The organism is Azorhizobium sp. AG788, from assembly GCF_004364705.1.
GTDB lineage: Bacteria > Pseudomonadota > Alphaproteobacteria > Rhizobiales > Xanthobacteraceae > Azorhizobium > Azorhizobium caulinodans.
This window is the reverse complement of the sequence record NZ_SOBM01000005.1, coordinates 135,701-152,876: the sequence shown is the minus strand read 5'-3', so window position 1 is coordinate 152,876 and position 17,176 is coordinate 135,701. Positions and strand designations below refer to the sequence as shown.

Genomic DNA, 17,176 nt, shown 5'->3' with positions numbered 1-17,176 from the left:
CGCGCGTGTCCATCAGCCCACCGAGGTCGTCTCGAAGGTCTCGCCCGAGTAGAAGGTGAGCGCGCCGGGCATGTTGGTGAAGCCGGTCACGTCCTTGCGCATGGCGTAGCCCTGGCTGCGCAGGGCGAGGCCCACCATGGGCACCTGGTCGATCGCCACCTGTTCCAGCTGGTGATAGATGGCCTTGCGCTTGGCCTCGTCGAATTCCTCGCGGCCGGCCTGGAACAGCTCGGTGAGCTTCGGAATGGAGAGGTTGAAGCTGCGCACGTAGGAGGGCGAGAGGCTGCCGTCCACATAGGCCGAAAGGCCGTCGGGATCGTTGCTGTCCGCCGACGTGCCCATCACCGCCAGATCGTACTGGCCGCGATTGCCCAGGGCCACGCGGGTGGCCCAGTCCGGCAGGTTCAGCTCCACATTGATGCCCACGGCGGCGAGATGCTGCTGCACCACTTCCGCCGTGTCCTTGTGCATGCCGTACTGCGCCGTGGAGAGCAGCTTGCAGGAGAGCCCGCCGCCGTGCCCGGCCTCCGCCAGCAGCTTCTTGGAGAGGTCCGGATTATAGGCCCAGCCTTCCGCCAGATCGGCGTTGAAGAAGGGGCTCGCCTTCGGGATGGGCAGATGCGCCAGCGGCGCGCCGCGGCCGAAGAAGGCGCTCTTCACGATCTCCTCGCGGCGGATGGCATGGGCCACCGCCTTGCGCACCTTCGGATCGTTGAAGGGCGGGCGCGAGCCGTTGAAGATCAGCGACATGAACGGGCCGTCCACGGCATCGAGCTTCAGCTGCGCATTCTGCTCGATGCTGGTCATGGCCTGCCACGGCACATATTCGATGAGGTCCACGTCGCCGCTCTGGAGCGCCGCGACGCGCAGGTTCTCATCCGCATAGACCATGACGCGGATACCCTTCAGCTTGGGCAGGCCGGGCCGGTAGTATTTGGGATTGGCCTCCAGATCCATGGAGACGCCGCGCTCGGCATCCTTGAGGATGAAGGGGCCGGCGCCGATCTGCTGCGAGGCGGTGGAAGCCTTCGACATGATGGGCATGTGGTAGCTCGCCATCAGTAGCGGCAGCGTCGCCGAGGGCTGCTTCATGGTGAGGCGGACGGTCTTGTCGTCGGGCGTCTCGATCTTCTCGACGCCCTGCATCTCGTTGCGCAGGAAGGCGGTGGATTTCTCGCCGGCCACCTGCTCGATGGTCCACTTCACGTCCGCCGACGTGACCTTGTCGCCATTGGAGAAGGTAGCGTCGCGCAGCTTGAATACCCAGACATTCTTGCCTTCCGGCGCCCAGCTTTCCGCCAGCTCGCCGCGCAGCTTGCCGTCCGGGCCATAGGAGGTGAGGCCGCGATAGAGGGCGAGCTTCACGGTGGCGGACGCGGTGCCGGCATTGGCCCAGGGCTGGACGCTGGGTGGGAAGGAGGAGATGCCGAAGGTGAGAATGCCGGGCGTGCGTGCCTTGGCGCCGGGAATGCGCAGCAGCGGCACCATGGCCGCCGCTGCGGCGCCGGTGAGAACTGAGCGTCGGGTCAGGTCGGCCATGTCCATCGTCTCCGCGAAAGCGGGCGGGGGCGGCAACGGCGCCCGGCCCGGAATGGGACAGAAAAGGCGTCGGCGTGAAGATGCGGCGCGCCTCTCGGGCGCGCGGCCTTGAAGGAAGCGGCGGCCGGCAAAGCGGCCGCCGGAGAGGCTCAGTAGCCGTAGATCTCGCGGGCCGTCGGAAGGTCGATGACGCCTTCCTCGATGTCGCGGGTCACCGCCGCGCGGTCGCGCTCGGCGGGGGCGCCATAGCCGCCGGCGCCGGGGCTCACCACCGCGAACCACTGGCCGGCCTTGAGGGTCAGGGCATCGCGCTCGCGCAGCACGCCGGGGCCGCATTCCACGCCGCCATTGCCGCCCGCCCCGCCGCCATCGAGACCCCAACTGCGGGAGTGGATGCGGGAGACATCCACGCGCACGCGGCAGTCCTCGTCCGCCCGGTAGACGCGCCGGAGGCCAAGGCCGCCGCGATAGCGCCCGACGCCGCCCGAGCCGTCCACCAGCTCGTAGCGCAGGAGGGTGAGCGGATATTCGGTCTCCAGCGCCTCGATGGGCAGGTTGGAGGTGTTGGTGACATGGACGTGCACGCCGTCGAGGCCGTCCTTGTCATGGCGCGCGCCGCCGCCGCCGCCCATGGTCTCGAGGTACACCCAGATGGCGCCGGTGTCCTGGCGCTGGCCGATGAAGGTGGCCACCGTGCAGGCGCTGTTGGAGCAGGCCGTCACCTTGTGCGGCACCGCCTGGGCGAGTGCGCCGAGGATGAGGTCGGACACGCGCTGGCAGGTCTGCACGCGGCCGTTCACCGCGGCCGGATGCACGCAGCTCACCACACTGCCCTGCCGGGCGGTGACGGTGAGTGGGCGGGCGAGGCCCGCGTTGGGCAGGATGGTGGGGTCCACCACCGACTTCACCACATAATAGGCGGTGGCCTGCAGTGCGGTGTGGGTCATGTTGATGCCGGCGCGCAACTGGTCCGGCGCATCGAAATGCAGCGTCATGGCATCGCCCTTGACGGTGACCTCGACGCTGAGCGGCAGGGTGGTGTCGATCTCCGGATTGTCGAACACGTCCGCGAAGCGGTAGGTGCCGTCCGGAATGGCGGCGATGCCGGCGCGCATCCGGCGCTCGGCATAGTCCATGAGGGCCTCGCCCGCCGCCAGAACCACCTGCGTGCCATACTTGGCGCAGAGCGCCTGGAAGCGCTGCACGCCCACGCGGTTGGCCGCCATCTGGGCGCGCAGGTCCGACAGGCGCTCATGCGGCACCTGGCAGTTGAGCAGGATGAGATCCTGCACATCCTTGTTCAGCTCGCCGGCGCGATAGAGCCGCACGGGCGGAATGCGCAGGCCCTCCTGATAGATGTGGGCGTGGCCGCGGTCCGCGAAGTCCGAATGGTGGGCGAGGTTCACCGTCCAGGCGGCGATGGCGCCGTCGATGAAGATGGGCTCGGCGAGCACGATGTCCGGCAGGTGGGTGCCGCCGCCCGCATAGGCGTCGTTGCCCACGAACACGTCGCCCGGCTTCATCTCGGAGGTGGGGTGCAGCTTCAGGATATGCGGCACGATGCCGATGAAGCTGCCCAGATGGATGGGGATGTGCTCGGCCTGGCAGAGCGTATTGCCGGCGGCGTCGAACAGCGCCGTGGAGCAGTCGCGCCGCTCCTTGATGTTGGTGGAATAGGAGGCGCGGATCAACGCCTCGCCGGTCTCTTCCACGATGGAGGAGAGGGCGGCCCCGATCACCTCGACGGTGATCGGATCAAGGGCCGGCGCGGCGGAGGGCGCGAGAGAGGGCTTCAGGGTCATGCCGCCACCTCAAGGATCAGGTTGTGATAGGCGTCCACGCGGGCGGTCATGCCCGGCGGGACGACGGTGGTGGTGTCCATCTGCTCGACGATGGCGGGGCCGGCGAAGCGGTTGCCCGCTTTGAGCGCCTCGCGGTCATAGATGGGGGTCGGCACGTAGTCGCCCGCCTCGGGGAACCACACCGGCCGCTTGCCGATGATGGCTGCGGAGGCGTCCGGCCCCTCCAGCGGGTAGGCCTTGAGCGTCGCCTTCCTCACGAGGCCGACGGCCTCGACGCGCAGGGTGACGATCTGCACCGCTTCCCCTGCCGCGATGAAGCCGTAGCGCTGGCGGTGGGCTTCCTCGAACGCTTCCGCCAGATGCTCCAGCGTGGTCTCGGTGACGGCGCCTTCCGGCAAGGCGACGGACAGTTCGTAATTCTGCCCCGCATAGCGCATGTCCACCGTGCGGTGCATCTGCCGCGCCTCGGCGGTGATTTCCTCATGGTCGAACCAGGCCTGCGCCCGTGCGCTGAGGGTGGCGAAGGCTTCGCTCACCGGGGCGAGGGAGGAGGCTGCGAGCGGCAGCAGCTTGGTGGCGGCGAAATCCGCGCGCAGGTCGGTCAGCAGCAGGCCCATGGCGCACAGGATGCCGGGATTGCGCGGCACCAGCACCCGGCGCATGTCCAGTTCCTTGGCGAGCCGGGCGGCGTGCAGCGGGCCGGCGCCGCCGAAGGCCATCAGCGTGTAGTCGCGCGGATCGTGGCCGCGCTGCACGGAGATGACGCGGATCGCCTTGGCCATGTTGGCGGTGACGACGGAGAGGATGCCCTGCGCCGTTTCCATGACGCCGAGGCCGAGCTTGTCGGCGAGGCGGCCGATGGCGGCCTTGGCGAGATCCTGGCGCACCGGCATGCGGCCGGCGAGCAGGTGGGTGGGGTTCAGCGTCTGGAGCACCACGTTGGCATCGGTGGTGGCGGGCTCCTCATTGCCCTTGTCGTAGCAGACCGGGCCGGGGAAGGCGCCGCACGAGCGCGGGCCGACCTTCAGCAGGCCGCCGGAGTCCACATAGGCAATGGAGCCGCCGCCGGCGCCCACCGTGTGGATGTCCAGCATGGGGGCCTTCAGCGGATAGCCATGGACATTGGCTTCCGAGGTGAGCTTGCACACGCCGCCCTTCAACAGAGCGACGTCCGTGGAGGTGCCGCCCATGTCGAAGGTGATGATGTCGGGGAAACCCGCCAGCTCGCCCACTGCCTGCGCCGCGACGACGCCGGTGGAGGGGCCGGAGAGGATGGTGCGCACCGGCATGGCGGCAGCGGTGGAGAAGCCGATGACGCCGCCGTTGGACTGGGTGAGGTGCGGCGTCGCCTCCATACCCAGCGCCTCGAGGCGCGGGGACAGGCGATCGATATAGGACTTCATCACCGGGCCGAGATAGGCGTTCAGCACCACGGTGGAGAGGCGCTCGAATTCGCGGAACTCGGGGGCGATCTCGTGGCCGGAGCAGACGAAGGCCTCCGGATATTCCTCGCGGATGATCTCCACCGCGCGGGCCTCGTGCTCGGGGCGGACGAAGCCATAGAGGAAGGAGACGGCGATGGCCTTCACGCCCGCCTTCTTCAGCGCCTTGGCGGCTTCGCGCACCGCCGCCTCGTCGAGCGGCTGGTCAATCGAACCGTCATGGCGCACCCGCTCGCCCACCGCCATGCGCAGGGCGCGCGGCACCAGGGTCGGCGGCTTGTCGGCGGTGAGGTCATAGAGATCGGGGCGCTTCTGGCGGCCGATCTCCAAGAGATCGCGGAAACCGTCCGTGGTGACGAGGCCCGTGGCGACGCCCCGGTGCTGGATCAGAGCATTGGTCGCGACCGTGGTGCCGTGGCCGAAATAGGCGACGGAGGAGGCCGGCTTGTCGCCATTCTCGGGCGCGACGCGGCGCATGCCCTGCTCGACACCTTCGGCGATGCCGCGGGAGGGGTCATCGGGGGTGGAGGAGACCTTCCAGACCTCCACCCGTCCCTCGTCCTCGTCGAACAGGCAGATGTCCGTGAACGTTCCGCCCGAATCCACACCGACGCGCCAGCGAGCCATGACCGGATCCCAAAATTACCGTGTCTATGGCTTCAGCCTCCCCCTGCATGGCTTGCCTCGCAAGCGTAAAAATTCCATTCAATGTGCACGTTTCCAGTCCAGTTTCATTCAATGAAATTTTATGCTTCATTGAATGGTATAAGTTTCATTTGGCGGAATATGGCTGATAGTACATCGGCAACCGGGCGCATCTTCGCCCTTCTGAGAGCGCTTTCGCGCGGCGAACGTCAGGGCATGCGGCTCAAGGATCTGGCTGCGGCGGTGGATCTGCCGCGCCCGACCACCCATCGCCTGCTGCATGGCCTGATGGCCGAGGGCATGGTGGAGCACGATCCGCGCACCAAGCACTATCGGCTGGGCCTCGAGTTGTTCGTGCTCGCCGCCAAGGCCGGCAGCCCCCTCAACCTGCGCGACATCGGCCGTCCGGCGCTGCTGCGCCTGACGGCGGCGCTGGGGGAGACCGTCTTCCTCATGGTGCGCAACGGGTTCGACGCGGTGTGCGTGGACCGCTCCGCCGGCCCGCTGCCCATTCGCACCTTCACCGGCGACGTGGGCGGCACGGTGATGCTCGGCGTGGGGCAGGCTGCCATGGCCATCCTTGCCTTCCTGCCGGAGCGCGAGCAGGACGAGGTGATCCGCTACAACCTCCCCCGCATGCGCGCCCTCTCGGCTTTCGACGAGGGCTTCCTGCGGGCCGAGATCGCCCGCGTGCGGGACCTCGGCTATGCGGACGGCGCGGCGGGCCTCATCCCCGGCATGGCCGGGCTCGGCGTGCCCATCCTCGGGCGGGACGGGGATGCGGTGGCGGCGCTCAGCGTCGGCAGCACCACCGACCGCATGACCCCCGAGCGCAACAAGGTCATCGCCGACCTCCTGAAGCGCGAAGCCGCCGAGATCGGCGCCCGCCTCAACCCCTTCGACCCCGCCCTGCGCCGCCCCGGCGCGGCGATCATGGGGTGAGTGGGCTCAGCCGAAGATGCGATTCCATCGGCCCTTGAATCCAAGGGGCGTCACCTGCATCCGGCGCGCGGCCATTTGCTGGAGCTCCAGCCAGTTCGGCGCGCGGCTCGCGAGGGCATAGAGGCTCTCGCCCTTCGGCCCAAAGGAGGGAGCCCGCCAGATCTCATACGGCTTGCCTGTTGCGGTCATGAGATCCTTCAACACCATGCCGACCTCCGCCTCCGACAGTGTGGGATAGCCATCGCTGGCGGCGAGCATTTGGGTATACCCATGGATGTCCGTGATGGATCGCGGCGTCGCGTAGGTGCTGAGTTCCGGCTGGAGCAGTGCCACGAGGACGGCGCGATGAGGCGAAAGATCAGCCACATCGAGGGAGCGCTGCCGGCGGGGAGTCTCCAGTTCCCAGCCGGCGATCTGGTCCCGCTTCACGAGGTCGGACAGGATCGTGAAGGTGACGAAGGCCACAAGGGATTTGGTCTGCGAGAACAGGGCAGTCTTGGCCGCGAGCCAGGCTGGCCAGCCGAGATCCTGTTCGTCCATGATCTTCTGCAGCACCGCCTTCAACCGACGCTCCAGATGCAGTTGCAGCACCTGCCATTCCTCTTCCGACATGCGCGGCCAGGGCAGGAGGGGAACCTCCCGCGCGGCGCTGCCGGTCAGCGGAACGACGAGGCCGTCGGTGGGTGATTGAGGTGCGGCGCCGCGCCACTGCAGGGCGAGAACATTGCCCGGGCCGAGATCCAGGCCGTCACGCAGGAATTTCTGGCAGTTGCGCCGGCCCAACTGGAAATCATGATCGCGGAAGGACTGGCTGAGGAAACCGCCGAAGCCGCCCAGCAGGCCGGTGGCCAGAGCGAACGGTTCCTCGATCTCGTTGCCTTTGTCGTCCTTTTTCGCATCCGGCAGAACCCGGTGTGGGGCGATGAAATAGCGGCTCGCGACCGCTTCGTCGGCGGCGAGCGCCAGTTCTTCCGGCTTGAAGCGGGTTTGGGCCACAAGTGCGGGGAACAAGGCACGCGCGATGCTGAACAGGTCATCCGGCGGCGTCGCAATGGCGGAGAAGGTGGCTGGATCGGGAAAGGGATCGACCATGATCACCGCACGGGTGGCGTCCTTGGCCAGCCTGGGGTTCTGATCCCGGCCCGCCGCGAGCAGCGCACGGCGCGCGTAAGGGAACGGCTCATTGTCCATCATGCCGCCATCGACTGTGCGATAGCGGAAGGCATCCGTGACGAGATCACTGAGATAATGGGGGCTGGGTGCCCCCGTGGCCGTAATGCTGTGAGCGTTCCAGAGCCAGCTCTGCTGTTCATAGTGCTGGCGGCTGGCGCCGATCTCACGGGCGGAAAGGCCGATCGGGAAGGCGCTCGATCCGAGCGCTGCGGCAGCGTAGTTCTCCCAATCGCTGGGCGGCGAGGTCTTTCCGGCAAGGCTACCAATGCCGATCTCATCCTTCCCGTCCGGATTTATATACCGGTTGTTGTTCTTGACGACGCCGACCCCCGTCACCCGGTAATGAGCGTGGTCGGCGTGGCGCGTCATCACATGAGTGCCGCCCTTGAAGGGAATTTCGTATGTCACGCCGGTGAGGTTCGACAGCGTCATGTAGATGTCGAGCGGCTCGGCGAGATAGCGCCCGGGCGTAATGGGGCCCGAGATGTGGAGCGCCCGATCCTTGATTTCGTCCAGGATATTCGTGTTCAGCAGGGACTTGAGCTTTTCCGTTCCTGCCGTGTCCGAAGTATCCAGCAAGGCGGTTCCACCATCGGTGGCCACCATGCGCGGGCCCGTGACCCAGGTGGCGTAAAGCTGTGGCAGGACGCACTTGTGGGGCGTCCATGAGGCCGCTTTCGGGTTGGGGATCTGGTCGAGCACGCGGCGCTCGGCCTGCGTCCATGGAACGGGCTTCGGCCCATCCGCCATGGCGATGGCGCCGAGCGCGCCGGTGATGGCGCCGGCCGAGGCGCCGGATACGACCTGAATGGCAGCGCGCGGCGGCCGATCCGGCCCGTTCTCGGTCTCCCACGCATCCATGGCTTCGACGAGAAAGTCGAGCACGCCCGCCGAATAGGCGCCGGCAGAGATCGCCCCCGCCATGGCCAGCCCGATGCGGAACGTCTTTTCCTCAGCAGGAATAACGGGTTCGGTCATGAAATGGTGCTCCGAAAAGGGCGTAAGACAAAAGTAATGCAGGCAATATTTCTTCTCGAATACAGCAATCAGACGGTATGATCGGGCGGCTGGCAATATGCAAAATGCGGGCAGGCGGGAGCCACCGTCACGTGCCAGCGCCGTATCTTCCCCAGCGATAGCCCGCAGCCGGACGTTTCTCGCCCGCCGATCGCTCGCTATGCTCCGGCCAACAAACGGGAGGATGAGCCATGCGGATGGCGGCAAAGGTCGCGGGAGCCGTGATGATGAGTGCCCTCACCCTGTCCACCGGCACCGCGCAGGCGCAGGCGCAGTCGGAGGCGCGGCGCGACGAGTTCTACTGGCTCGGGGAGATCAACAAGGCCTCGCTGGTCATCAATTCCAGCCAGGGACTGCTCGATCCGGCGCTGGCGCCGCGCATCGCGCAGGGGCTCGACAAGGTGCTGAAGGACGGCGCCAGACCCGGCGCCAAACGGCCGACGCTGGTCATCACCTTCGAGCCGCTGCTCATCGAGGCGGCGGGCGTCGAGGCGACGCTCATGCATGCGGGCCGCTCCAGCCAGGACATGCTCTCGACCGTCCGCGCCGCCGTGATGCGGGACGAACTTCTCGCTCTGGCGGAGCAGTTGCGCACGACCACCGCCACCCTGCGTGCGGTGGCCGAGGCGCAGCAGGACACGATCGTCCCCAATTACACCAATGGCGTCGCTGCCCAGCCCAACAGCTACGGCCACTATCTGCTCGGCTTCGTGGCCGGCTTCGAGCGCGATGCCGAGCGCCTGCGCCAGGCCTATGCGCGGCTCGACCGCTCACCCATGGGAACGACGGTGCTGAACGGCACGAGCTGGCCGCTCGACCGCGACCGCATGGCCGCCTATCTCGGCTTCCCGGCCAAGGTGGACAATGCCTATGACGCCGCCCAGATCTCCGCCGCCGAAATGCCGGTGGAGATCGGCGCGGTGGCGACCTCCATCGCCCTGCACACCGGCGCCTTCATCCAGGACGTGATGGTGCAATATGCGCAGCCGCGCCCGTGGATCCTGCTGCGGGAGGGGGATGGCAACACCTATGTGTCCAGCGCCATGCCCCAGAAGCGCAATCCGGGCCTGCTGAACGACACGCGCGGGCAGGCCTCCATGGTACTGACGCTCGCCATGGGCCGGGCCATTGCCGCGCACAACATCCCGCCGGGTATGAACGACCCCAAGAGCGTGCGCGACAATGCGGAGGTGATCACCCGTACGGTGGCAACCCTGCGCAACCTCGACCGCATCCTGAAGGCGCTGGTGATCGACCGCGACCGGGCGCTGGAGGAACTGAACAGCGACTGGACGGCCTCGCAGGAAATCGCCGATGAACTGATGCGGACCTACAAGCTGCCCTTCCGCGTCGGGCATCATTTCGCCTCCGAGGTGGTGGGCTATGCCAAGGCCCACGACATCCGGCCGTCGGACTTTCCCTATGCCGAGGCCCAGCGCATCTATCGCGAGACGCTGGCGGAGATGAAGCTGCCAGTCGTTGAACTTCCGATGAGCGAGGCCCAGTTCCGGGCCGCGCTCGATCCGGTGGCCATCGTGCGCAACCGCGCGACCAGCGGCGGCCCGCAGCCGGCAGAGATGAAGCGGATGCTGGCGGAGACGGACCAGAACCTCGCCGCCCAGCAGCGCTGGATCTCCGACCACCGGCAGGCCATCGATACGGCGCTGGCGCGACTGGATGCCGATTTTGCCCAGGTGCTCGCCAAGGCGAAATAGCCGGTGCCACATCGCGTGCGTGCGCTCGGCCCGCGTGCACGCCGGTGCCTCCTGTCCATTGCGGACATGCGCCGTTCGTGCCCTATGGGACGCACGTGTCCAAAGGAGAAGAAATGGCCGCCGATGTTTCCGGGCCCATGCCCAAGTCCGCCTGGCTCTATCCCATCGTCGCGCTCGGCTATTTCGGGCTCGCCACGGGGCTTGGCTTCGATGAGGGCTTCACCGGCAGCATGAGCGGCATCCTGCTCGCCATCGTCCTCATTCCCGTGATCTTCGGGGCGATCTTCGCGGCGGTGTATCATGCTGAGGTGATCGGTCATGCGACCGGCGAGCCGTTCGGCACGCTGGTGCTCACCGCCGCGGTCACCATCATCGAGGTGGCGCTGATCGCCTCGGTAATGCTCTCCGACGACGGCGGCAGCCCGGAGCTGGCGCGCGATACGGTGTTCTCGGTGGTGATGACCGTGTGCACCGGCCTCACAGGCATCTGCATTCTGGGCGGTGGCCTGCGCTTCAAGGAGCAGGTCTATGAGACCACGGGCGCCGGTGCCTATCTCACGGTGCTCATCGTTCTGGTGACACTGACGCTGGTGCTGCCGAACTATACGCAGGGCACGCCGGGGCCGTTCTATTCCAGCAGCCAGCTTGCCTTCTTCAGCGTGCTGACGCTGATCCTCTATGGCGTCTTCCTCTACATCCAGATGGTCCGCCACCGCGACTATTTTATCAGCAGCAACGGCAGCGTGGTGGCGGTCGAGCATGCCATTCCCACCACGCGGGCGCTGTTGAGCGCGGGCCTGCTGTTTGCGGCCCTTACGGCGATCGTGCTGTTGTCGAAGAAGTTTGCCATCGTGGTGGAGGCGGGGCGCGAGGCGGTGGGGTCGCCGCCGGCGGTGACCGGCCTCATCGTCGCCATCCTGATCCTGCTGCCGGAATCCATTCCAGCCTTCCAGGCGGCGCGGCGCGATCAGTTGCAGAAGTCGCTCAATCTGGCGCTGGGCTCGTCTCTCGCCACCATCGGCATGACGTTTCCGGCGGTCGCCGTCGTATCGCTGGCGCTGAACAAGCCGCTCGTGCTCGGGCTTACGCCACGCGACACCGTGCTCATGGCGACGACGCTGCTCGTGAGTTCGCTGACGCTGGGCAGCGGGAGGACGAACATCCTCTACGGCTTCACCCATCTCGTCATCTTCGCGGCGTTCCTGTTTCTCACTTTCCAGCCGTGAGGCCATCCGTCGTCCGCCGCCCGGGGTACGACCCGGAGCGGCAGGCGGCGCGATCAGATGAGCGCGCGGCGCCGGAGGTAGATTTCAAGGCTGTCGGTGGCATCCGAGATGTCGCCGCGCTCGCCGCTCTGGGCCGCCGCGATCAGCGCCTTCTCGGCGGCATCCGGGCTTTCGCCGGCCTCGGCGTGGAGAACATCGGCTGCATCCCACAGCCGCTCCAGCACCCGCTCGCCGTCCGCGAGAGGGATGGGACGCGCGAGAAAGGCGCCCCAGTTGGGAGCCCGGCGGTGCGGGCTCGGCGCCTTGAGCGCCGTGGTGGGGATCTCCCCGAGAGTTCCGATATGCACAGTCATGACCAGACAACGCTCCGATCGACGAATTGTTGCTTCATGAAGAACAATTTGTTGCCGCGGTTGCGTCAGGCCCGCAGGCCGTCGTCCGCAAGCACGCTGCGGAAGGCCTCAAGACGGCCCTTGAGGGCGCTGAGGGACGCCTTGCCGCTCATGCCCGAAGCCTGGGCCTGGCCCGCCAGAAGTTCCGCCAGATCGTCACCGTCACACTCGCGGATGAAGCCGAGCGCCTCGTCGAGGGACGCCACCTCGCGTTCGCGCGAGCCGATGAGGATACGGGAGGTGCGGGTGGAGGGGTACGAAAACGAGCCCATGGTTTCAGCTCCGATCTGCGGCGGGGAACCCCGGCCGTGCATGAGATCCAACCTGAGCGCTGCCGGGGTCTTCCCCGGATCGATAGGCGGTGGGACGGAGATGCCGTTCCCGGGTGCCTGCGAGCGTTCGTATCGTTAACTTCTTCTCCACCATAAGGTTCCCGGCCACCGCACCGGCGGCCACGAAAAATTCACAAAAGCGGCCCGGCCAAGCTCCAGCCGAGCGAGCGCGGCAGCCTCAGCCTTGGCCGAAGCCGGTGAGGCCGATGGCGGCGCTGGCCGCCAGAACCGCCAGCGGATGGGCCCGCGTCTTGAGCACGGCGAGGGCCGAGGCTCCGGCAATCAGCGCGAGGGTGAGGTTCTGGACTGACGCTTCGGCGATGAGCGCGGCGCTGGCGGCGACGAGCCCCACCGTTACCGGAACAAGGCCCTGCTGGATGTGGCGCCGCCAGGGCCGGTCCTTGAAGCGCTCCCACAGGTGAAGCGCGAAGGCGGTGATGAGCGAGGAGGGGCCGAACTTCGCCAGCGATGTGACGAGAACCCCCGGCAGACCCGCCAGCCGCCAGCCGATCATCGGGACGATCATCATGTTGGGGCCGGGTGCCGCCTGCGCGAGCGCGAACATGGCGCTGAACTGCTGGGCGGTCATCCAGTGGTGCACGTCCACCATCTGCCGCTGCATTTCCGGCAGGATGGTGTTGCCGCCGCCGAAGGCCAGCACCGAGAGCTCGGCGAAGATGACGAACAATGAGAGCAGCATCGGCGTCATGACGCGCGCCTCCAGGCCATCAGGATGCTCAGGGGCGCGAGCGTGCCGAGGGTCACGAGCAGCGGCAGGCGGAGCACGGCGACGAAAAGGAAGCCGGCCAGCGCAATGGCGATGCCGGCCGGATTGGTGCGCAGCGGCGCCGCGATCTTGACGGCCGTGGCGATGAGGAGGCCGGCCGCCCCGGCGGCAAGCCCGGCGAAGAGGTGGTGCACCACCGCATCGTCCTGATAGCGGTCATAGAGCGCGCCGAGGCCGATGACGATCAGCGTGGGCATGGCAATGAGGCCGATGAGGGCGGCGAACGCCCCGGCCACGCCCCGGAACTTCAGGCCGATGGCCACCGACATGTTGATGATGTTGCCGCCGGGCAGGAACTGGCACAGGCCGAGCAGATCGGTGAATTCGGCCGGCGTCAGCCAGCGCCGATCCTCCACCATCATCCGGCGGGCGAAGGGGAGCACACCGCCGAAGCCCATGAGGCCGAGCTTCAGGAAGCCGAAGAAGAGCGCGCCGACCGACGGCGGCGGCGCGGTTTCCGTCAAGGGCGGGGTGGGGCGGGTGTCCATGGCGCGTATCCCCTGCGGCTGGATCTTCCGGCGGGTCGCGTGGGCGCCGGCTGTGCGGTGGTTCGTGGTTGGGCTCTAGTCCCGTTTCACGGCGCTGTCTAATATATGGAAGAGGCCTCCGACATATTTACAGGATATGGAATGATCGAACTGCGGCACCTGCGCTATCTCCTGGCCGTCGCAGAGGAGGGGCACATGACCCGCGCGGCTGCTCGGCTCGGCATCCAGCAGCCGCCGCTCAGCCAGCAGATCAAGGCGCTGGAGGGCATGGTCGGGACGCCTCTGTTCCGCCGGCTGCCCCGGGGCGTGGAGCCTACCGCCGCCGGACTGGTGCTGGCGGAGAAGGCGCGGCTGATCCTCGCCGATGTGGACCGCGCGCTCGATGCCGCACGCCGCACCGCGCGAGGCGAGGAGGGGCGCCTCGCGCTCGGCTTCACGTCGTCCGCCGCCTTCCACGCCCTCGTTGCGGCGCTGGTGCGCTCCATGCGCGAGGCGGCGCCCACCCTCTCCCTTTCGCTGGAGGAGGCAAGCACGCTGGAACTCATCGCGGCGCTGCGGGACGGGCGTCTCGATGCCGCCTTCGTCCGTGCGCCGGTGGCGCGGCCGGACGGCCTCGTCATCGCCCATGTGCTGGATGAAGAGATGCTCGTGGCGCTGCCCGACCATCACCGTCTCGCGGCACCCGCCCTCCGCCGTCGGGCGCTGGAACTCGCCGCATTGGAGGAGGACACCTTCATCCTCTATCGGCGCCCCTCGGGGCCGGGCCTCTATGACAGCATCATCGCCGCCTGCCAGCAGGCCGGGTTCAGCCCGCGGGTGGGGCAGGAGGCGCCGCGCCTCGCTTCGACCCTGAGCCTCGTGGCGGCGGGACTGGGCCTCTCGATCGTGCCGGCCTCCATGGCGCGGCTGGAGACGAACGGCATCATCTATCGCCGTCTGGCGCCGCCGATCCGCCTGTTTGCGCCCCTGAGCCTCGCCTATCGCGACGAGGTGCCCGAAGGCCCGCTCGCCGCCCTGCTCAGGCTGGTCGAGAGCCATCGCGCATAGGCACCCTCATCAGGCTTGTTCCTGTTTTGTTCTTATGGCATGATTTCCTCATCGCAGTTCGCTGGAGATGAGACCCATGAACCTGGTGCGCGTTCCGGAGGCATCCGACACCCTCGACATTTCCGACCTCGACGTCGATGCCGCGATCGAGGCGTGCCACGGCGACATGCGCGGCACGATCCGCGCCCTTCTCATCGCCTATGTGATGCTTGAGCAGGACATGCAGGCCAATTGCTCGCGGGGCTATGCCCGCCGCGCGCCGCATGCGGATCATAGAATATAGGGAAGTCTTACATTGTGTTGACCAATCAAATTGTGAAATGTTCTTTATTTGGTCCGGTTTTTTCTGAAGTTTGTAAGATTTATATCACGTGTTTCGTGCTATATTTCGTCGTCGGGCGCGTATTAAGGCTCGAATGTTTATATTCTTGATGTTGGAGCATGTTATGCTAGCTGTTGATGTCATCCAGAAGGTCGCCCCTCACGCCAAGCCGGAGTATGTCGCCGCATTTGCGCAGGGCGACGCCGCCTTGCTCGCGGCACAGGTCAACACGCCGCTCCGGCTGGCGCACCTTCTGGCGCAGGTGCTGCATGAGACCGGCGGGCTGACGATCGTCCGCGAGAGCGGCTCCTATAGCGCGCCGCGCATCGAGCAGATTTTCGGCATCGGCCATCACAGCGCGGCAGTGACGCCCATCGAGGCTCAGCAACTCGCCGGCAATGGGGTTGCCCTGTTCGAGCGTGTCTATGGGCTTGGCAATCCGTCCATGGCGCGGCAACTGGGCAATACCCAGCCGGGCGATGGCTGGGCCTACCGGGGCAACGGCCTGCTTCAGACGACGGGGCGCGGCCTGCACCGTGAGATGGGCCGGCTTTCCGGCGTGGGCGACCTCTTCGAGGAGGACCCGACACAGGTGATCCATCCCGAGCATGCGCTGAAGCCGGCGCTGGCGGAATGGACGCGCGGGGCCTGCAACCTGCTCGCGGACCAGGGGAATGTCCGCCAGCTCACCCGCACGATCAATGGCGGCTACAACGGCTATGCCGAGCGTATCGCGTGGCTGAACAGGATCTGGGCGGTGCTCGGGACCGGGGCTCCGTGGGAAGCCGCGGCGCCGGAATTTTCCGTGTCCGATCTCCAGTCCAAGCTCAATCGTCTCGGCTATCGTCTCACCGCGGACGGACGCTATGGCCCGAAGACGGAAGAAGCCGTCCGTGACTTCCAGTCAAAGAACGACCTGAAGACGGACGGCATTGCCGGGCCGGTCACGCTGGCAGCGCTGGAGGCCCGGCTCCTGCCCGCCCTAGCGGAACGCAGCGCCGCCTGAGACGCTTCGCCTCCAGGCCTATTGCGGGCGCTTCGGCACGCTCGCGAGGAAGGCCCGCAGGTTGTCGCTCCACAGGCGCGCGATGACCGTGGTGCCATGGCCGCGTGTCGCGGGGCTGGTGGGGATGAGCACGAGACGGGCCTGCGGCACGCGCTTCAGGCCCGCTTCCATGATGCCGGTCTCCGGCGGGTTGCGCTCGTCGTCGGCCGAACTGATTGCGAGGACCGGCGCCGAGATGCGGCCGAGATCGGCGGAAGGGTCGTAGTCGGCCGAGGCATCCCACTGATAGAGGTAGTCGTTGGCGTCCATCTTGGTCAGCGCCGCAAGCCGGCTGTCCACCACCTTGTCCGCCGCGGCGCGATCGGGACCCGCGGCCTGCAGAGCGAGGGTGCCGCCGGTGGTGGCGATGCCAAAGAAGACATTGGCGATGCGGAAGGCCTGCGGCTGTTCGGTATAATTGCCGTTGTTCCAGGCCGGATCGTTGCGAACCGCGTCGATCACCATCCGCCGCATCATCCAGTTGCGACCGGACATGGGCGCGGGCTGGGCGGCCATGGGGACGACCGCGTCGATGAAGTCCGGATGCTGCGTGCCCCAGAGCCAGGCGTGCATGCCGCCCATGGAATAGCCGAGCACGAGACGCAGGTGCCGCAGCCCCAGCCCTTCCGTCACCAGCCGATATTGGGCGTCGACCATGTCGGCGTAATTGTAACGGGGGAAGGTGCCCTTGAGACCGTCGGAGGGCTTGGAGGAGCGGCCCACCCCGATGGAGTCCGGGATGATGATGAAGTAGCGGCGCGCATCCAGCGGCTGATCCGGCCCGAACAGAGCCCCGGCGAATTCCGGTGTCAGCATGCTGGCCGAGGAGGCGGTGGTGCCGTGCAGGATCAGGACCGGCTCGCCCGAGGGATCGCCGATGGTGACGTAGCCGACCTTGAGCTCGGGCAGGACATCGCCGGTATGAAAGCGGAAATTGCGCGCCACGAAGGTTCCTTCCTTCGGTGCGGGATAATCCGCTGCCAGGACCGCAGGTGAAGCGCAAAGGCTCGCGATGGCAGCCAGCACCGTGGCGAACAGCATCGCGGCTCCTGCCCGCAGCGCGCGCGTGCGAATGGTCGAAAACATCATGCCAGCCCCGTTTGTCCTCACTGGATCTGAGGTCCGGAAACAGACGTGAGCGCAGCCGTGATGTCCAGTGCAGACGCGTCCAATCCCTGGTCAAATTCCCGAGCGGAACTGGGCCGGGCCGCAGCGGCGCCAGCCGGCTACCGAAGGCTTGGCCGGAGATGGGAGGAAACGCG

General features: G+C 67.0%; 15 protein-coding genes. 6 read left to right on the top strand and 9 right to left on the bottom strand.

Annotated features, from left to right (window positions below):
* Positions 1-12: 12 nt before the first annotated feature.
* The 3 genes from DFO45_RS14280 to DFO45_RS14270 all read right to left on the bottom strand — a co-directional run bounded on the left by DFO45_RS14280 (position 13) and on the right by DFO45_RS14270 (position 5,410).
* Positions 13-1,539: an ABC transporter substrate-binding protein gene (locus DFO45_RS14280; RefSeq protein ID WP_133865396.1), complete on the bottom strand. Its 1,527-nt coding sequence runs from the start codon at positions 1,537-1,539 to the stop codon at positions 13-15.
* Positions 1,540-1,688: 149 nt separating this feature from the next.
* Positions 1,689-3,341 carry a hydantoinase B/oxoprolinase family protein gene (locus DFO45_RS14275; RefSeq protein ID WP_133865395.1) on the bottom strand — a complete coding sequence of 551 codons (1,653 nt, stop codon included), beginning with the start codon at positions 3,339-3,341 and terminating at the stop codon, positions 1,689-1,691.
* Positions 3,338-5,410, bottom strand: a complete 2,073-nt coding sequence (locus tag DFO45_RS14270; RefSeq protein ID WP_133865394.1) for a hydantoinase/oxoprolinase family protein — start codon at positions 5,408-5,410, stop codon at positions 3,338-3,340. The genes DFO45_RS14275 and DFO45_RS14270 overlap by 4 nt, the downstream gene beginning before the upstream one ends.
* Before the next feature lie 159 nt (positions 5,411-5,569).
* Here DFO45_RS14270 and DFO45_RS14265 point away from each other — a divergent pair, with 159 nt between their 5' ends.
* Positions 5,570-6,370 carry an IclR family transcriptional regulator gene (locus DFO45_RS14265; protein ID WP_133865393.1) on the top strand — a complete coding sequence of 267 codons (801 nt, stop codon included), beginning with the start codon at positions 5,570-5,572 and terminating at the stop codon, positions 6,368-6,370.
* A gap of 6 nt (positions 6,371-6,376) precedes the next feature.
* Here the strand turns inward: DFO45_RS14265 and DFO45_RS14260 are convergent, their stop codons facing one another.
* On the bottom strand, positions 6,377-8,767 hold the full coding sequence (locus DFO45_RS14260) for a patatin-like phospholipase family protein (protein WP_133865392.1): 2,391 nt from the start codon (positions 8,765-8,767) through the stop codon (positions 6,377-6,379).
* A 17-nt stretch (positions 8,768-8,784) separates the two neighbouring features.
* Between DFO45_RS14260 and DFO45_RS14255 the strand changes: the two genes are divergently transcribed.
* Together DFO45_RS14255 and DFO45_RS14250 are read left to right on the top strand one after the other, a co-directional pair.
* The gene (locus DFO45_RS14255) at positions 8,785-10,275 is read left to right on the top strand and encodes an argininosuccinate lyase (RefSeq protein WP_245518097.1); all 1,491 of its coding nucleotides are present in this window, start codon (positions 8,785-8,787) and stop codon (positions 10,273-10,275) included.
* 113 nt (positions 10,276-10,388) lie between these two features.
* Entirely contained in the window at positions 10,389-11,501 is a 1,113-nt protein-coding gene (locus DFO45_RS14250; RefSeq protein ID WP_245518096.1) for an ionic transporter y4hA, read from the top strand.
* A 53-nt stretch (positions 11,502-11,554) separates the two neighbouring features.
* Here DFO45_RS14250 and DFO45_RS14245 read toward each other — a convergent pair whose 3' ends face one another.
* The 4 genes from DFO45_RS14245 to DFO45_RS14230 form a co-directional block, all read right to left on the bottom strand.
* Positions 11,555-11,854 carry a hypothetical protein gene (locus DFO45_RS14245; RefSeq protein WP_012171559.1) on the bottom strand — a complete coding sequence of 100 codons (300 nt, stop codon included), beginning with the start codon at positions 11,852-11,854 and terminating at the stop codon, positions 11,555-11,557.
* A gap of 65 nt (positions 11,855-11,919) precedes the next feature.
* Positions 11,920-12,165, bottom strand: a complete 246-nt coding sequence (locus DFO45_RS14240; protein ID WP_043879451.1) for a hypothetical protein — start codon at positions 12,163-12,165, stop codon at positions 11,920-11,922.
* 238 nt (positions 12,166-12,403) lie between these two features.
* Positions 12,404-12,934 (bottom strand): chromate transporter, encoded by a 531-nt coding sequence (locus tag DFO45_RS14235; protein WP_133865390.1) that lies wholly within the window; start codon positions 12,932-12,934, stop codon positions 12,404-12,406.
* Entirely contained in the window at positions 12,931-13,500 is a 570-nt protein-coding gene (locus DFO45_RS14230; RefSeq protein ID WP_133865389.1) for a chromate transporter, read from the bottom strand. The genes DFO45_RS14235 and DFO45_RS14230 overlap by 4 nt, the downstream gene beginning before the upstream one ends.
* A gap of 141 nt (positions 13,501-13,641) precedes the next feature.
* On the opposite strand from DFO45_RS14230, the gene DFO45_RS14225 reads away from it, so the two are divergent.
* The 3 genes from DFO45_RS14225 (at position 13,642) to DFO45_RS25415 (ending at position 15,875) form a co-directional block, all read left to right on the top strand.
* Positions 13,642-14,547, top strand: a complete 906-nt coding sequence (locus tag DFO45_RS14225; protein WP_133865388.1) for a LysR family transcriptional regulator — start codon at positions 13,642-13,644, stop codon at positions 14,545-14,547.
* A 76-nt stretch (positions 14,548-14,623) separates the two neighbouring features.
* Entirely contained in the window at positions 14,624-14,830 is a 207-nt protein-coding gene (locus tag DFO45_RS14220; protein WP_133865387.1) for a hypothetical protein, read from the top strand.
* A gap of 163 nt (positions 14,831-14,993) precedes the next feature.
* The gene (locus DFO45_RS25415; protein ID WP_166657131.1) at positions 14,994-15,875 is read left to right on the top strand and encodes a peptidoglycan-binding protein; all 882 of its coding nucleotides are present in this window, start codon (positions 14,994-14,996) and stop codon (positions 15,873-15,875) included.
* A gap of 18 nt (positions 15,876-15,893) precedes the next feature.
* On the opposite strand, the gene DFO45_RS14210 is transcribed toward DFO45_RS25415, so the two are convergent.
* Positions 15,894-16,955 carry an alpha/beta fold hydrolase gene (locus tag DFO45_RS14210; RefSeq protein ID WP_133865385.1) on the bottom strand — a complete coding sequence of 354 codons (1,062 nt, stop codon included), beginning with the start codon at positions 16,953-16,955 and terminating at the stop codon, positions 15,894-15,896.
* Between the last annotated feature and the right edge of the window lie 221 nt (positions 16,956-17,176).

Coding starts and splice junctions, on each gene's coding strand:
- DFO45_RS14280 (WP_133865396.1), bottom strand. CDS start 1,539: ATGGCCGACCTGACCCGACGCTCAGTTCTCACCGGCGCCGCAGCGGCG.
- DFO45_RS14275 (WP_133865395.1), bottom strand. CDS start 3,341: ATGACCCTGAAGCCCTCTCTCGCGCCCTCCGCCGCGCCGGCCCTTGAT.
- DFO45_RS14270 (WP_133865394.1), bottom strand. CDS start 5,410: ATGGCTCGCTGGCGCGTCGGTGTGGATTCGGGCGGAACGTTCACGGAC.
- DFO45_RS14265 (WP_133865393.1), top strand. CDS start 5,570: ATGGCTGATAGTACATCGGCAACCGGGCGCATCTTCGCCCTTCTGAGA.
- DFO45_RS14255 (WP_245518097.1), top strand. CDS start 8,785: ATGATGAGTGCCCTCACCCTGTCCACCGGCACCGCGCAGGCGCAGGCG.
- DFO45_RS14250 (WP_245518096.1), top strand. CDS start 10,389: ATGGCCGCCGATGTTTCCGGGCCCATGCCCAAGTCCGCCTGGCTCTAT.
- DFO45_RS14245 (WP_012171559.1), bottom strand. CDS start 11,854: ATGACTGTGCATATCGGAACTCTCGGGGAGATCCCCACCACGGCGCTC.
- DFO45_RS14240 (WP_043879451.1), bottom strand. CDS start 12,165: ATGGGCTCGTTTTCGTACCCCTCCACCCGCACCTCCCGTATCCTCATC.
- DFO45_RS14235 (WP_133865390.1), bottom strand. CDS start 12,934: ATGACGCCGATGCTGCTCTCATTGTTCGTCATCTTCGCCGAGCTCTCG.
- DFO45_RS14230 (WP_133865389.1), bottom strand. CDS start 13,500: ATGGACACCCGCCCCACCCCGCCCTTGACGGAAACCGCGCCGCCGCCG.
- DFO45_RS14225 (WP_133865388.1), top strand. CDS start 13,642: ATGATCGAACTGCGGCACCTGCGCTATCTCCTGGCCGTCGCAGAGGAG.
- DFO45_RS14220 (WP_133865387.1), top strand. CDS start 14,624: ATGAACCTGGTGCGCGTTCCGGAGGCATCCGACACCCTCGACATTTCC.
- DFO45_RS25415 (WP_166657131.1), top strand. CDS start 14,994: ATGCTAGCTGTTGATGTCATCCAGAAGGTCGCCCCTCACGCCAAGCCG.
- DFO45_RS14210 (WP_133865385.1), bottom strand. CDS start 16,955: ATGCTGTTCGCCACGGTGCTGGCTGCCATCGCGAGCCTTTGCGCTTCA.